The 13,033-nt window shown below is 67.5% G+C and carries 17 protein-coding genes; 12 read left to right on the top strand and 5 right to left on the bottom strand.

The window, feature by feature from the left end; translation table 11 throughout:
- Positions 1–36: 36 nt before the first annotated feature.
- The 6 genes from KF871_RS05230 (at position 37) to KF871_RS05205 (ending at position 3,581) form a co-directional block, all read left to right on the top strand.
- Positions 37–918, top strand: coding sequence for an EamA family transporter (locus KF871_RS05230; protein ID WP_291139131.1), 882 nt, complete (start codon positions 37–39; stop codon positions 916–918).
- Positions 915–1,760, top strand: a complete 846-nt coding sequence (locus tag KF871_RS05225) for a DUF429 domain-containing protein (protein ID WP_291139128.1) — start codon at positions 915–917, stop codon at positions 1,758–1,760. Before KF871_RS05230 ends, KF871_RS05225 begins: the two co-directional genes overlap by 4 nt.
- A gap of 8 nt (positions 1,761–1,768) precedes the next feature.
- Positions 1,769–2,272: a 6,7-dimethyl-8-ribityllumazine synthase gene (locus KF871_RS05220; protein ID WP_291139126.1), complete on the top strand. Its 504-nt coding sequence runs from the start codon at positions 1,769–1,771 to the stop codon at positions 2,270–2,272.
- A 51-nt stretch (positions 2,273–2,323) separates the two neighbouring features.
- Entirely contained in the window at positions 2,324–2,797 is a 474-nt protein-coding gene (locus KF871_RS05215; protein ID WP_291139123.1) for a DM13 domain-containing protein, read from the top strand.
- A 44-nt stretch (positions 2,798–2,841) separates the two neighbouring features.
- Positions 2,842–3,063 (top strand): hypothetical protein, encoded by a 222-nt coding sequence (locus tag KF871_RS05210; RefSeq protein WP_291139120.1) that lies wholly within the window; start codon positions 2,842–2,844, stop codon positions 3,061–3,063.
- Positions 3,064–3,125: 62 nt separating this feature from the next.
- On the top strand, positions 3,126–3,581 hold the full coding sequence (locus KF871_RS05205) for a thermonuclease family protein (RefSeq protein WP_291139113.1): 456 nt from the start codon (positions 3,126–3,128) through the stop codon (positions 3,579–3,581).
- Here the strand turns inward: KF871_RS05205 and KF871_RS05200 are convergent.
- The 3 genes from KF871_RS05200 to gpmA form a co-directional block, all read right to left on the bottom strand.
- A complete protein-coding gene (locus KF871_RS05200; protein WP_291139110.1) occupies positions 3,570–4,322 on the bottom strand; it encodes a HesA/MoeB/ThiF family protein in 753 nt (250 codons plus the stop codon). The genes KF871_RS05205 and KF871_RS05200 overlap by 12 nt on opposite strands.
- A gap of 45 nt (positions 4,323–4,367) precedes the next feature.
- The gene (locus tag KF871_RS05195; protein ID WP_291139107.1) at positions 4,368–5,846 is read right to left on the bottom strand and encodes a S41 family peptidase; all 1,479 of its coding nucleotides are present in this window, start codon (positions 5,844–5,846) and stop codon (positions 4,368–4,370) included.
- A 160-nt stretch (positions 5,847–6,006) separates the two neighbouring features.
- Positions 6,007–6,750: a 2,3-diphosphoglycerate-dependent phosphoglycerate mutase gene (gpmA, locus tag KF871_RS05190; RefSeq protein WP_291139105.1), complete on the bottom strand. Its 744-nt coding sequence runs from the start codon at positions 6,748–6,750 to the stop codon at positions 6,007–6,009.
- 73 nt (positions 6,751–6,823) lie between these two features.
- On the opposite strand from gpmA, the gene KF871_RS05185 reads away from it, so the two are divergent.
- From KF871_RS05185 to KF871_RS05170, 4 genes are all read left to right on the top strand, one after another.
- On the top strand, positions 6,824–7,234 hold the full coding sequence (locus KF871_RS05185) for a rhodanese-like domain-containing protein (protein ID WP_291139102.1): 411 nt from the start codon (positions 6,824–6,826) through the stop codon (positions 7,232–7,234).
- 36 nt (positions 7,235–7,270) lie between these two features.
- Complete coding sequence (gene grxC / locus KF871_RS05180; protein ID WP_291139099.1) at positions 7,271–7,531, top strand: glutaredoxin 3; 261 nt, start codon at positions 7,271–7,273, stop codon at positions 7,529–7,531.
- Between the two features lie 94 nt (positions 7,532–7,625).
- Positions 7,626–8,081 (top strand): protein-export chaperone SecB, encoded by a 456-nt coding sequence (gene secB / locus KF871_RS05175; protein WP_291139096.1) that lies wholly within the window; start codon positions 7,626–7,628, stop codon positions 8,079–8,081.
- 20 nt (positions 8,082–8,101) lie between these two features.
- Positions 8,102–9,130 (top strand): NAD(P)H-dependent glycerol-3-phosphate dehydrogenase, encoded by a 1,029-nt coding sequence (locus KF871_RS05170; protein ID WP_291139093.1) that lies wholly within the window; start codon positions 8,102–8,104, stop codon positions 9,128–9,130.
- 16 nt (positions 9,131–9,146) lie between these two features.
- Here the strand turns inward: KF871_RS05170 and panC are convergent, their stop codons facing one another.
- Positions 9,147–9,998 carry a pantoate--beta-alanine ligase gene (gene panC, locus KF871_RS05165; protein WP_291139090.1) on the bottom strand — a complete coding sequence of 284 codons (852 nt, stop codon included), beginning with the start codon at positions 9,996–9,998 and terminating at the stop codon, positions 9,147–9,149.
- Positions 9,999–10,081: 83 nt separating this feature from the next.
- A complete protein-coding gene (panB, locus tag KF871_RS05160; RefSeq protein WP_291139088.1) occupies positions 10,082–10,957 on the bottom strand; it encodes a 3-methyl-2-oxobutanoate hydroxymethyltransferase in 876 nt (291 codons plus the stop codon).
- A gap of 108 nt (positions 10,958–11,065) precedes the next feature.
- Here panB and nadC point away from each other — a divergent pair, with 108 nt between their 5' ends.
- A complete protein-coding gene (nadC, locus tag KF871_RS05155) occupies positions 11,066–11,932 on the top strand; it encodes a carboxylating nicotinate-nucleotide diphosphorylase (RefSeq protein WP_291139085.1) in 867 nt (288 codons plus the stop codon).
- Entirely contained in the window at positions 11,929–13,032 is a 1,104-nt protein-coding gene (gene nadA, locus KF871_RS05150) for a quinolinate synthase NadA (RefSeq protein WP_291139082.1), read from the top strand. Before nadC ends, nadA begins: the two co-directional genes overlap by 4 nt.
- The last annotated feature ends 1 nt before the right edge of the window (position 13,033 follow it).

Raw genomic sequence — 13,033 nt, 5'->3', positions numbered from 1 at the left:
TTCTCCGGGCGGGCGCTGCCTGGCGGTGGCCTTGCCATGACGCTCGACGCGTTTGCCCTCATCCTGCTCGCCGGCCTGATCCACGCGGGCTGGAACATTGCCGCCAAGCACGCTGGCGGTGACGCCCGTTTTGCCTGGTTCACGGCGGTGCTGATCACCGTGGTGTGGGCGCCCGTGGGCTGGTGGTACGGACGCGGCGTGGTGGTGCAATGGGGTGCCATCGAGTGGGCGATGGTGGTGGCCAGTGGCGTCATCCACGTGTTCTATTTCGTGACCTTGCTGCGCGGCTACCGGCGCGCCGATCTCACCGTGGTCTATCCCCTGGCGCGTGGCAGCGGCCCGTTGATCACGGCCCTGGTGGCCGTGTTGTTCCTCGGCGAACAGCTCAGCAGCCTGGGCGCCTTCGGCATTGCGGCGGTGGTGGGCGGCGTGTTCCTCGTGGCCGGCGGGCCGGGGCTGTGGCGCGCTGCGCACGATCCGGCCGCACGCGTGCGGGTGCTGCGAGGCGTGCGCTACGGTTTGTTGACCGGGGTCTTCATCGCGGGCTACTCGGTGGTGGATGGCTACGCCGTGAAGGTGGTGCTGATGTCGCCGATCCTCGTCGACTACATGGGCAACCTGGTGCGCCTGCTGCTGTTCACACCGGTCGTGCTGCGCAAGCCGGCCGAAGCCTGGGGGTTGTGGCGCACGCAATGGCGTCACGCCCTGCTGGTGGCGGTGTTCAGTCCGGTGGCCTATGTCCTGGTGCTGTTTGCCATGCAACGCGCGCCCCTGTCGCATGTGGCGCCGGCGCGCGAGGTGTCCATGCTGTTCGCGGCCCTCATCGGCGGGCATTTGCTGCGCGAAAGCGACCGCGGCCTGCGCCTGTTGGGCGCACTGTGCATCGCGCTGGGTGTGGTGGCGCTGGGGCTGGCGTGACGACTTCAACACCGTTCACCTTGCTGGGATGCGACTTCACCAGCGCGCCATCTCGGCGCAAACCCATCACGCTGGCGTCGGGCAGGGTCGATCGGGGGCGCGTCGTGCTGCAGGGCATCGAGCATTTCGACTCGCTGGACAGCTGGACCGATAGGCTGCGTGCGCCCGGGCCCTGGGTCGGTGGCTTTGACCTGCCGTTTGGCCTGCCCCGCGAACTGGTGCATTCGTTGGGCTGGCCCGAGGACTGGTCCGCCTGCATGGACCATTACGCGAACCAGACGCGCGAGGCGATCCGCGATCGGTTTGCCGGTTTCTGCGACGCGCGTCCTGCCGGCGGGAAATTCGCGCACCGCGTCACCGACGGTCCGGCGGGCTCCAGCCCGAGCATGAAATGGGTCAACCCGCCGGTGGCCTTCATGCTGCACGCGGGTGTGCCGCGCCTGCGCGCCGCTGGCGTCACGCTGGCAGGCCTGCAGGCGGGCGACCCGCAGCGGGTGGCGCTGGAGGCCTACCCCGGCATGCTGGCGCGCAGCGTGATCGGCAGCACCTCCTACAAGAGCGACGACAAGGCCAAACAGACACCCGACCGGTTGATCGCACGCAAGACCCTGATCAATGCCCTCGAGAACGGGCAGGCGCCGTTGTTGCAGACCTCCGGTTTGCGCCTGCGGCTGAGCCATGCCCAGCGCGACGACCTGGCCGACGACGCCAGCGGTGACCGGCTCGACGCCGTCTTGTGCCTGTTGCAGGCGGCGTGGGCCTTGCACCAGCACGAATCCGGACACCCCCTGTGGGGTCTGCCGGCCTTTGACCCCCTGGAGGGGTGGATCGTGGGCGCCTGATTCCTACAATGCCGACCATGGCCGAAGCCCCCCAACTCACCGATCTGCCCAAGTTGCCAGCGGACCTGCGGTTCGCATTCGTGGAGGCGTCCTGGCACGCCGACATCGTGCAGCGTTCCCGTGATGCCTTTTTTGCCGAGATGGGCCGTGGCGGCTTCGGGCCCGACGCCATCGACGTCTTCGACGTGGCCGGCGCCTTCGAGATTCCGCTGCACGTGCAGCGCCTGGCGCAGTCCGGTCGCTACGCCGCCGTGGTGGGCAGTGCCCTGGTGGTCGACGGTGGTGTCTACCGCCACGACTTCGTGGCCAGCACCGTGGTGCAGGCGCTCATGGACGTGCAGTTGCAGACCGGCGTGCCGGTGATCTGCGCGGTGCAGGCGCCGCACCACTTTCACGAGCACGTGGAACACCGCAAATTCCTGCAGCAGCACTTTGGCGCCAAGGGCACCGAGGCCGCGCAGGCGGTGCTGCTCACCGTAGCCGGGCTGCGTGGCCTGGGCGCCAGGGTGTAAGAGGCCGTGCCGGCGGGCGACGGACCTGTTTCATCACCCGAAGGCACCACCATGAAACGCGCCGTCCTGTTGCTCCTTTCGCACGGTCTGGTGTTGGCGATCGGCTTCGCCGCCGGCATCTACACCCTGCCACTGCTCATCGCTCCGCCCGCGCCGGACGCGCAGGCCGTGGCTCAAGCCAGTCAGGGCGCCAGCCACGTGGCGCAATTCCGTCGCGACCTCAAGGGCAGCGACGCGCTGCACTTCGGCGAGGGGCGGATCAGCGTCGGCCCGTCGGCCGTGGTGTTCGATGGCCGACTGGCGCCAGGACCGGACTACAAGCTCTATCTGTCACCGCGGTTCGTGGAGACCGAGGCGGAGTTTCAACAGCACAAGAGCGCGATGCTGCGCGTGGGCGACGTGAAGACCTTCAACAATTTCATCGTCGAGCTGCCCGCCGGTGTTGACCTGCAGGCGTTCAACACCGTGGTGGTCTGGTGCGAGACCTTCAACGAGTTCATCTCGGCCGCCCAGTACCGCGAGTAGCGCTGGTGCATCATCGGGCCCTTGTTGATTTCCGGGAAAGACACATGAACCTCGCCAGAGTGATCGGCGTCGTGCTCATTGCGGCCGGCGCCATTGGCCTCGTGATGGGCAGCTTCAGCTACACCAAGGAGTCCGAGGCCGTGAAGCTGGGCCCCCTGCAGCTGTCTGTCAAACAGCAGGAAACGGTCAACGTGCCGGTGTGGGCCGGCGTCGGGGCCATCGCCGTGGGCGTGGTGCTGCTGCTCATGGGTGGCCGCAAAGGTTGATCGCGGCGACCCGGTCGGTTGTTCTTGCGCTGTGCCTGACGGCTCCCGGGTGGTCGTGGGGCGTGCAGACGCATGTGTACCAGGCGCGCGTGATGCGCGTCTTCGATGGCGACACGGTGTGGGTGCAGCCGATGGATGGGGGACGCTGGCGCAAGCTCCGCCTGGATGGCATTGATGCTCCCGAGATCTGCCAGACGGGTGGGCTGGCGGCGCGGGATGCGTTGGCCGATCGAAGCCTGGGTGCCGAGGTGCAGGTGAGTGAGCGCGCCAAGGACGACTACGGGCGGGGCATCGCCCGCCTGACCCTGGGTGCGGAAGACATCAACCGCCAGTTGGTGGTGAGTGGCCTGGCCTGGGCCTCGCGCTGGCATGGCCAGGGCCCCTACGTGGCGGAAGAGGCGATTGCTCGATCGCGTCAACTGGGGGTCTTCTCGGCCCCCGATGCCGAACCGCCGCGTGACTTTCGCCGGCGCCACGGGCCGTGCCAGTACCCGCCGAAATCTCTGTCAGTGCGCTGAGCCGCAGACTGGGCAGTTGGCCTGGCGAGGTACGCCGATGTGGTTGAATGACAGCTCGCGGCCGTCGATCATCAGCAGGCGCCCGACCATGTGCGAACCCATGCCGCTGAGCAGCTTCAGGGCTTCGGCGGCCTGCATGGTGCCCACGATGCCAACCAAAGGAGCGAACACGCCCATCGTGGCGCACAGGGTTTCTTCGACACCGCTGTCCTCAGGGAACAGGCAGGCGTAGCAGGGCGCGTCGGGCTGGCGGCTGTCGAACACGCCCAACTGGCCGTCCAGGCGAATGGCTGCGCCCGACACCAAGGGCTTGCGGTGCTTCACGCAGGCGCGGTTGACGGCGTGGCGGGTCGCGAAGTTGTCGCAGCAATCGATCACCACGTCGGCCGTCGGCACCAGCGCGTCCAGCAGGTCTGCGTCGGCACGCTCAATGCGGGGGGTGACCTGCACGTCCGGGTTGATGGCGGCAACTGCCGCCTGCACCGACAAGGCCTTGGGTTGCCCGACGCGGGCGAGGTTGTGGGCAATCTGGCGCTGCAGGTTGGTTTCGTCGACCGTGTCGTGGTCGACCACCGTGATGTGGCCGACGCCCGCGCTGCCCAGGTACAAGGCCACCGGTGACCCCAGGCCACCAGCTCCGATGACCAGGGCATGGCTGTTCAGCAGTCGAGCCTGGCCTTCGACCCCGAGCTCGTCGAGCAGGATGTGGCGCGAGTAGCGCAGCAGCTGGGCGTCGTTCACGCGGCGGGGAGGGCACCCTGGCGGCGAACGCCAGGCGCCACAGGCTCAGTTTTCTTTCTTCTCTTCGGGTCGCACGCTGGCGGACTTGCTGACCAGCACCGGGCGACCCTTGAGTTGGTTGAGCGCCTGTTGCAGCTGGAAGTCCTTGTCGCTGCCGAATTCGGGGACCAGGCGCTGCCCCGGGTTCTTGCGCGCTTCTTCCTCAAGGCGCTTGCGGGCGGTCTCGCGGGCTTCCTCGCGCTTTTGCTCGGCGTCGCGCTGGGCGTCTGTCATCGGGCCGTGCGGCGTACTGCCCAGACTGTTGGCCAGGTCGGCCTCGCGGGTGCGCAGCGCCGTGAACAGGTTGCCCTCGGCGGTTTCGTCGACCATCACGTTGGGCACGATGCCCTTGCCCTGGATCGAGGTGCCAGAAGGTGTGTAGTAGCGCGCGGTGGTGAGCTTCAGACCGGTATCGGGGCCCAGCGGACGCACCGTCTGGACCGAGCCTTTGCCGAAGGTCTGACCGCCCATGAGGGTGGCGCGCTTGTGGTCTTGCAGGGCACCGGCCACGATCTCGCTGGCCGAGGCCGAGCCTTCGTTGACCAGCACAACCAGCGGGATGCGCTTGAACAGGCCGTTGGTGGCTTCCGTGAGATGACGCACCGGGTCGGTGCCACCCCGGCGCAGGTAATGCTGCGGTGCCGCCTTGTAGACGAACTTGCTCTCTTCGAGCTGGCCGTTGGTGGACACGACCGTCACGTTCTCGGGCAGGAACACCGCTGACAGGGCCACGGCGGCGTCCAGCAGGCCACCCGGGTCGTTGCGCAAGTCGAGCACCAGGCCCTTCAGTTTGGGATCGGCCTTGTAGATCTCTTCGAGCTTGCGGGTGAAGTCTTCGGCGGTGCGCTCCTGGAACTGCGACACGCGCACCCAGGCGTAACCCGGTTCAATCTGGCGCGCCTTCACGCTCACCGTCTTGATCTCTTCGCGGGTGATCGTGACACTGAAGCTGCGGTCCTCGTCGCGGCGCAGCACCGTGAGAAGCACCTTGGTGCGCGGCTCGCCGCGCATGAGCTTGACGGCCTCGTTGATGTTGAGGCCCTTGACCGCGGTGTCATCGATCTTGGTGATCAGGTCGCCGCTTTTCAGGCCGGCGCGGAAGGCAGGGGAGTCCTCGATCGGTGAGACCACTTTGACGAGGCCGTCTTCCATCGTGATCTCGATGCCGACGCCGACGAAGCGGCCGCTGGTGCCTTCGCGGAATTCCTTGAACGACTTCTTGTCGAAGTACTGCGAGTGCGGGTCGAGGCTGCCCACCATGCCGGAGATGGCGTCGGAGATGAGCTTCTTCTCGTCAACCGGCTCAACGTAGTCGGTCTTGACCATGCCGAAGACCGCGGCGAGTTGCTGCAACTCCTCGAGCGGCAGGGGGGCCAGGTTGTTGCGGGCGATGGCCTGCAGTTGCACGGTGGTCAGCGCGCCTGCGATCGCGCCGACGGCTACCCATCCGGCGATCTTGAGCTTGGAAGCGACCTGGTTCGTCATGGAGCTACACCTTTGCGATAACGCGCGCGCGGGCGTGTCCGCCAGGCGCCGGGCCAATATACACCTTGGAGCGGCGCCGCCCCGGGGGGTTCCCCACCCAACGGCACCGGTTTGAGCGCTGGGCGTGCGATCCTGCCGCCCTGGGTCGCATCAGGAGGCGTCAGGCCTTGCCTTGAGCGGCCACGGCGGCTGCCGCCCGGGCCGCCGCCTCGGCGTCACCGAGGTAGTAATGGCGGATCGGCTTGAGGTTGGCGTCGAGCTCGTACACCAGCGGGATACCGTTGGGGATGTTCAGACCAACGATGTCACCATCCGAAATGCCGTCGAGGTACTTGACCAGGGCCCGGATGCTGTTGCCGTGCGCGGCCACCACGACGCGTTTGCCGGACTGGATGGCCGGCGCCAGGGCCTCGCTCCAGAACGGAATGACCCGCGCCACGGTGTCCTTGAGGCATTCGGTGAGTGGGATGTCCTCGGGCTTGAGGCGGGCGTAGCGGCGGTCGGCGCGCTCGCTGCGCGGGTCGGTGGGCTCGAGCGCGGGCGGAGGGGTGTCGTAGCTGCGGCGCCAGACCAGCACCTGCTCGTCGCCGTATTGAGCGGCCATGTCGGCTTTGTTCAGACCTTGCAGCGCACCGTAGTGGCGCTCGTTCAGGCGCCAGCTCTTGACCACCGGCAGCCAGGTGCGATCCATGGCATCCAGCACGTACCACAGGGTATGAATGGCCCGCTTGAGCACGCTGGTGTACGCGACGTCGAAGTCATAGCCCTCGGCCTTGAGCAGTTGGCCCGCGGACATCGCCTGGCTGATCCCGGTGGGGGTGAGGTCGACGTCGGTCCAGCCGGTGAAGCGGTTCTCAAGGTTCCAGGTGGATTCACCGTGACGGATCAGGACGAGCTTGTACATGGCGCTGTGGTCGGGGAGGGACAAAGCCCGGCATTTTAGAATGCTGGGCTTTGCTGAACCGCCGAGGGCAACCGTGAGCTTCTTTCTTGATAACTGGGTTCTGATCGCCGTGGCGTTTTCGTCCGGCGCCATGCTGCTGTGGCCAACCGTCAAATCGGGCGGCCGGGCCGGCACGCTCAACGCCAACGACGCCGTGATGCTGATGAACCGCGAAAAGGCGGTGGTCATCGACGTCTGCGAGGCCGACGAATTTGCACAAGGCCACATCAACGGCGCGAAGAACCTGCCCGTAGGCCAGCTCGAAGAAAAGCTGCCAGGCGCGGTCAAGAACAAGGCCACGCCGCTGATCTTCGTGTGTGCCTCGGGCGCGCGCGCCAACCGGGGCATCGCGGTGGCGAAGAAGCTGGGTTACGAAAAGGTGCAATCCCTGACGGGCGGCATGGGTGCCTGGCGCTCGGCCGGCCTGCCGGTCGTGAAGTCCTGACAATCGGGCCTGTTCCAAACTTCGTTTCGCCGCCCGATGTCCAAGGTCACGATTTATTCCAGCGACTATTGCCCGTATTGCCACCGCGCCAAGGCCTTGCTGCAAGCCCGTGGCGTGACCGACGTCGAGGAGATCGTGGTGGATGGGCAGCCCGCCTTGCGGGCACGCATGACCGAGCTGACGGGCCGCACCAGCGTGCCGCAGATCTTCATTGGCAACACCCATGTCGGCGGCTGCGACGACCTGCACGCGCTGGACGCGCGGGGCGGTCTGACGCCCCTGTTGCAGTCGGCCTGACGAACCGTCACGGGCGGCTGACATAATCCCGCCCTGTGCCCGCTGAGGGAAACCTCCCCGGCGGGCCTTTTCATTCCGACAGCCGAGACACGCCATGGCCGACACCGATACCCCCGTCTTCCAGATCCAGCGCATCTACCTCAAAGAGGCCTCGCTGGAACAGCCCAATTCGCCGGCCATCCTGCTCGAGCAGGAGCAGCCCAGCGTCGACATCCAGCTCGGCGTCGACGCCCAGCCGGCTGCCGACGGCGTTTTCGAGGTGCGCGTGACCGCCACCGTGACCACCAAGATCCAGGACAAGACGGTCTTCCTGGTCGAGTGCAAACAGGCGGGCATCTTCGAGATCCGCAACCTGCCCGAAGACCAGATGGGTCCGATCCTGGGCATTGCCTGCCCGCAGATCATCTACCCCTACCTGCGTGGCAACGTGGCCGATGTGATCCAGCGTGGCGGCTTCCCGCCGGTACACCTGGCCGAAATCAACTTCCAGGCCATGTACGAGCAGCAGCAGGCGCAACAGGCGGACGACGCGCCGCGCATCATCACCTGAGCCTTGCCGAGCAGCCGGCCATGACCCAGCAGGCCTTGCATCGCACCCTGGTGCTGGGTGCCGGGGCCTGGGGCACGGCGCTGGCCATTGGCGCTGCGCGCCACGGCCAGACGCAGGTCACGCTCTGGGCGCGCGACGCGACCCAGGCGCGCGACATAGCGTCGGCGCGTGAGAACCGCCGCTATCTGCCGGGTCTGTCCCTGTCGCCGGCCGTGCAGGTGCTCGACGGTGACGCCCTGGCGTTGGCGGCCGGCGCCGACCTGGTGATCGTGGCAACGCCCATGGCGGCGCTGCGCCAGTGGCTGCAAAGCCTGAGCGACCTGCCGGTGCCGGTGCCCGTGGCCTGGCTGTGCAAGGGTTTCGAGCGCCCGGTGGCCGGTGCCGGCATTGGCCTGCTGGGCCACGAAATCGCGGCCGCCGTTGCACCGGCCTTGAAATCGGGCGTGCTCAGCGGCCCCAGCTTTGCGCAAGAGGTTGCGCGCGGGCAACCCACCGCCCTGGTGGCCGCCAGCGCGCATGCCGAGGTACGTGACGCGCTGGTGCAGGCGTTTCACGGCCCCACCTTGCGCGTCTATGCCAACGACGACGTGGCCGGCGTGGAGGTCGGCGGTGCAGTCAAGAACGTCCTCGCGATCGCCACGGGCTTGTGCGACGGTCTCGGCCTTGGCCTGAACGCGCGCGCCGCGTTGATCACGCGCGGCCTTGCCGAAATGACGCGGCTGGGCCTGGCGCTGGGCGCCAGGGCCGACACCTTCATGGGCTTGTCGGGCCTGGGCGACCTGGTGCTCACGGCGACGGGCGATCTGTCGCGCAACCGCCAGGTGGGCCTGCAACTCGCGCGAGGCCAGACGCTGGTGCAAGCGGTGTCTTCGCTGGGTCATGTGGCCGAGGGTGTGTACAGCGCACGCACGGTGGCCCTGCGCGCGCGCCAGCTGGGCGTGGACATGCCGATCACCGACGCGGTGGTGGCCTTGCTCGAAGGCCAGCTCAAGCCCAGGGAAGCGGTGGCCGCGTTGATGGGTCGCGACCCGAAGGTCGAGGGCGCCTGAGCGCTTGGGCCGGCGATCAGACTTCGAGGTTGTCGATCAGGCGCGTCTTGCCCAGGCGTGCCGCACCCAGCACCACCAGGGCATCACCCGCGTTCGGCGATTGCAGGTCGTCGCGGCGGCGCACCGTCAGGTAGTCGGGTTGCCAGCCGCGCGCGCTGAGCGCTTCCATGGCACGTTGCTCCAGTGCGGGCAGGTGGCGCGCCAGCCCATCGGCGGCGGCGAGTGCATCGCGACCGAGGGCTCGCAAAGCCAGTGACAGCTGCACCGCCTCGGCCCGCTCGGTCTCGCTCAGGTAACCGTTGCGCGAGCTCAGTGCCAAGCCGTCGTTGGCGCGCTGCGTGGGCGCCGCGACGATCTCGATCGGCAGCGCGAACTGGCGCACCATGCGCCGGATCACCATCAGCTGCTGGTAGTCCTTCTGGCCGAACACCGCGGTGCCACGGCCTTTGGCCTCGGCGAATGCGATCTGGAACAGCTTCATCACCACGGTGCACACGCCGACGAAGAAGCCCGGGCGAAAGCGGCCTTCGAGGATGTCGGCGATGGCCGGATCCGGGTGCACCTTGAAGCCTTGTGGCTCGGGGTACATGTCGCGCTCGCTGGGCGCGAAGACCACGTCACAGCCGGCGGCCGCCAGCTTCTCGCAGTCGGCGTCCAGGGTCCGCGGGTAGGTGTCGAAATCCTCGTGAGGCGCGAACTGCAGCCGGTTGACGAACACGCTGGCCACGGTCACGTCACCCAGCGGTTTCGCCGCCTTGATGAGGGTGAGGTGGCCGTCGTGCAGGTTGCCCATGGTGGGCACCAGCGCCGGTGCATCAAAGGGGTGCAGCGCAGCGCGCAGATCGGCGATCGTGTGAACAACTTTCATGGTGGGGAGCAGGCGTCGGTCGGAGCGCGCGGGTATCGATGCGGGCAGATGTCGAAGCGGGGAGCCACAGGCCCGGTGTCAGGTCACCAGGCGTGGAGCTTGTCGTCTGGGAAGCTGCCGTCCTTGACGGCCTGGACGTAGGCGGCCATGGCCTCGCGCACCGAGTGCGCGCCTTCCATGAAGTTGCGCACAAACTTCGGGTTCTTGCCCAGGTTGATGCCCAGCATGTCGTGCATGACCAGGACTTGCCCGGCCGTGCCGCGTCCGGCGCCGATGCCGATGGTGTGGCAGCGTGGCAGTTGCCCGGTGATCTCGGTGGCCAGCGCCGCAGGCACCATTTCGAGCACCAGCATGGTGGCGCCTGCGTCCTGCAGTTCGAGTGCGTGGCGTTTGAGGGTCAGGGCAGTTTGGTCGTCGCGGCCTTGCACGCGATAGCCGCCAATGGCGTGCACCGTTTGTGGTGTCAGGCCCAGATGGGCGCAGACGGGAATGCCACGCTCCACCAGGAAGCGCACAGTCTCGGCCGTCCAGCCGCCACCTTCGAGCTTGACCATGTGGGCACCGGCGTGAACCAGTTGCGCCGCACTGCGCATGGCCTGCTCTTTGGACTCGTGGTAGCTGCCGAAGGGCAGATCGCCCAGCAGCCAGGCCGTGCCCTGAACGCGGCGCAGGCCACGCGCCACGCTCTCCACGTGGTAGGCCATGGTCTCCAGCGTGACGCCGGCGGTGCTGGCCAGACCCTGGCACACCATGCCAAGCGAATCGCCGACCAGAATGGTTTCAACGCCCGCCGCGTCGGCCACCGCGGCAAACGTGGCGTCGTAGGCAGTGAGCATGGTGATCTTCTCGCCACGTTCGCGAAGTTCTGCCAGGCGCGGCAGGCTCACCGGCTTGCGCGCGGGCAGCGGCGAGGCGGCCGGCAAGGTGCCGTAGGGCGTGGCGGGGGTGGGGTTGCTCATGTCGGAGACCGGCGCGGCGGCGGGCGGTGAACGAGAATGCGGGACTATAGTGCATCGCACCATGCGGGTGCGCCGCTGCGCACTGTCCCGCATTGCCCAACGCCCACGATGAAACACCTCTCTGACTTCACGGCCGATGACCTGGCCGAACTTGCCACCAGCGACGTGGCCCGCGCGCTGGCCGAAGACGTTGCCGGCGGCGACCTGACCGCCGCGCTGGTGGATGCCGATCGCAGGGTGCGCGCGCGCATCCTGGCGCGCGAGAGCGCGGTGATCTGCGGCATTCCCTGGGTGAACGCCGCGGTGCACGCGCTGGACCCGCAGGCCGTGCTGGACTGGCAGGTGGCCGAGGGAGAACGCTGTGCACCCGACCAGGTGGTCGTCACCATCACCGGGCGCGCCCGCACGCTGTTGACGGCCGAACGCACGGCACTGAACTTCCTGCAGCTGTTGTCGGCGGTGGCCACCAAGACGGCCACCTACGTCGATGCCGTGGCCGGCACACGCGCGGCCATCGTGGACACGCGCAAGACACTGCCGGGGCTGCGTCTGGCGCAAAAGTACGCGGTGCGCACGGGTGGCGGGGTCAATCACCGCATCGGCCTGTTCGACGCGGTGCTCATCAAGGAGAACCACATCGCCGCCGCGGGTGGCGTGGCCGCCGTGCTGCAGCGTGTGCGCGAGACAGCGCCCAGCGCGCGCTTTGTCGAGATCGAGGTGGAGACCCTGGCCCAGCTGGACGAAGCCCTGGCCAGCGGCGCCACCATGGTGCTGCTGGACAACATGGACCTGCCCACGCTGCGCGAGGCGGTCGCACGCAACGCCGGTCGCGCCATCCTCGAGATCTCGGGCGGGGTCAATCTTTCCACGGTGCGCGCGCTGGCCGAGACCGGCGTGGACCGCATCTCCATCGGCGCCTTGACCAAGGACGTCAAGGCCATCGACTTCTCCATGCGAATGGAGCAACTGCCATGACCCACGAAGCCATCATCGACGTCGAATACGAACAACCCGCCTGCCCCACGCAACACGCCTGGGCGCGTGTGCCGGTGGAGCCGGGCCCCAAGCAACGGGCCGAGCTCAAGGACCGCATCAAGCGCCTGCTCAAGGAACGCAATGCGGTGATGGTGTCGCACTACTACGTGCACCCCGACCTGCAGGACCTGGCGATGGAAACCGGCGGCATCGTGAGCGATTCGCTCGAGATGGCGCGCTTCGGTCGCGACCACCCGGCCACCACGCTGGTGGTCTCGGGCGTGCGCTTCATGGGCGAGACGGCCAAGATCCTCAGCCCCGAGAAAACCGTGCTCATGCCGGACCTCGATGCCAATTGCTCGCTTGACCTGGGCTGTCCGATCGATGAGTTCAGTGCCTTCTGTGATGCGCACCCCGACCGCACCGTGGTGGTCTATGCCAACACCAGCGCCGCGGTGAAGGCGCGCTCGGACTGGCTGGTGACCAGCAGCTGCGCGCTCGACATCGTGCGCGCGCTCAAGGACAAGGGCCACAAAATCCTGTGGGCGCCCGACAAACACCTGGGTGGCTACATCCAGCGCGAGACCGGCGCCGACATGCTGATGTGGAACGGCTCGTGCATCGTGCACGACGAGTTCAAGGCCTTCGAGCTGGAAGCGCTCAAGAAGGAGCACCCCAGGGCCAAGGTGCTGGTGCACCCCGAGAGCCCGGCCGACGTGATCGCGCTGGCCGATGCCGTGGGCTCCACCTCGGGCATCCTCAAGGCCGCGAAAGACTTCGATGCCACCGAGTTCATCGTCGCCACCGACAAGGGCATGATGCACATGCTGCGCCAGCAGAACCCGGGCAAGGTGTTCATCGAAGCGCCCACCGCCGGCAACAGCGCCACCTGCAAGAGCTGCGCACACTGCCCCTGGATGGCCATGAACGGCCTGGCCGGCGTGGCTGCGGTGCTCGAATCGGGTGCCAACCAGATTCAGGTCGACCCGGCGCTCATCCCGCGCGCACGCTTGCCGATCGATCGCATGCTGGCCTTCACCGCCGCGCACAAGGCTGGCCAGGACGCAGGGGCGCTGGTGCCGGGGATTGGCGCTGCGTAAG

The organism is Hydrogenophaga sp. (assembly GCF_019635465.1).
GTDB lineage: Bacteria > Pseudomonadota > Gammaproteobacteria > Burkholderiales > Burkholderiaceae_C > Hydrogenophaga.
This window is presented reverse-complemented; position numbering and strand designations above follow the sequence as displayed.

Bases quoted from the DNA above. Each gene is read 5' to 3' on its own strand.
- KF871_RS05230 (WP_291139131.1), top strand. From the start codon at position 37: ATGACGCTCGACGCGTTTGCCCTCATCCTGCTCGCCGGCCTGATCCAC.
- KF871_RS05220 (WP_291139126.1), top strand. From the start codon at position 1,769: ATGCCGACCATGGCCGAAGCCCCCCAACTCACCGATCTGCCCAAGTTG.
- KF871_RS05215 (WP_291139123.1), top strand. From the start codon at position 2,324: ATGAAACGCGCCGTCCTGTTGCTCCTTTCGCACGGTCTGGTGTTGGCG.
- KF871_RS05210 (WP_291139120.1), top strand. From the start codon at position 2,842: ATGAACCTCGCCAGAGTGATCGGCGTCGTGCTCATTGCGGCCGGCGCC.
- KF871_RS05195 (WP_291139107.1), bottom strand. From the start codon at position 5,846: ATGACGAACCAGGTCGCTTCCAAGCTCAAGATCGCCGGATGGGTAGCC.
- gpmA (WP_291139105.1), bottom strand. From the start codon at position 6,750: ATGTACAAGCTCGTCCTGATCCGTCACGGTGAATCCACCTGGAACCTT.
- grxC (WP_291139099.1), top strand. From the start codon at position 7,271: ATGTCCAAGGTCACGATTTATTCCAGCGACTATTGCCCGTATTGCCAC.
- secB (WP_291139096.1), top strand. From the start codon at position 7,626: ATGGCCGACACCGATACCCCCGTCTTCCAGATCCAGCGCATCTACCTC.
- KF871_RS05170 (WP_291139093.1), top strand. From the start codon at position 8,102: ATGACCCAGCAGGCCTTGCATCGCACCCTGGTGCTGGGTGCCGGGGCC.
- panC (WP_291139090.1), bottom strand. From the start codon at position 9,998: ATGAAAGTTGTTCACACGATCGCCGATCTGCGCGCTGCGCTGCACCCC.
- panB (WP_291139088.1), bottom strand. From the start codon at position 10,957: ATGAGCAACCCCACCCCCGCCACGCCCTACGGCACCTTGCCGGCCGCC.
- nadC (WP_291139085.1), top strand. From the start codon at position 11,066: ATGAAACACCTCTCTGACTTCACGGCCGATGACCTGGCCGAACTTGCC.
- nadA (WP_291139082.1), top strand. From the start codon at position 11,929: ATGACCCACGAAGCCATCATCGACGTCGAATACGAACAACCCGCCTGC.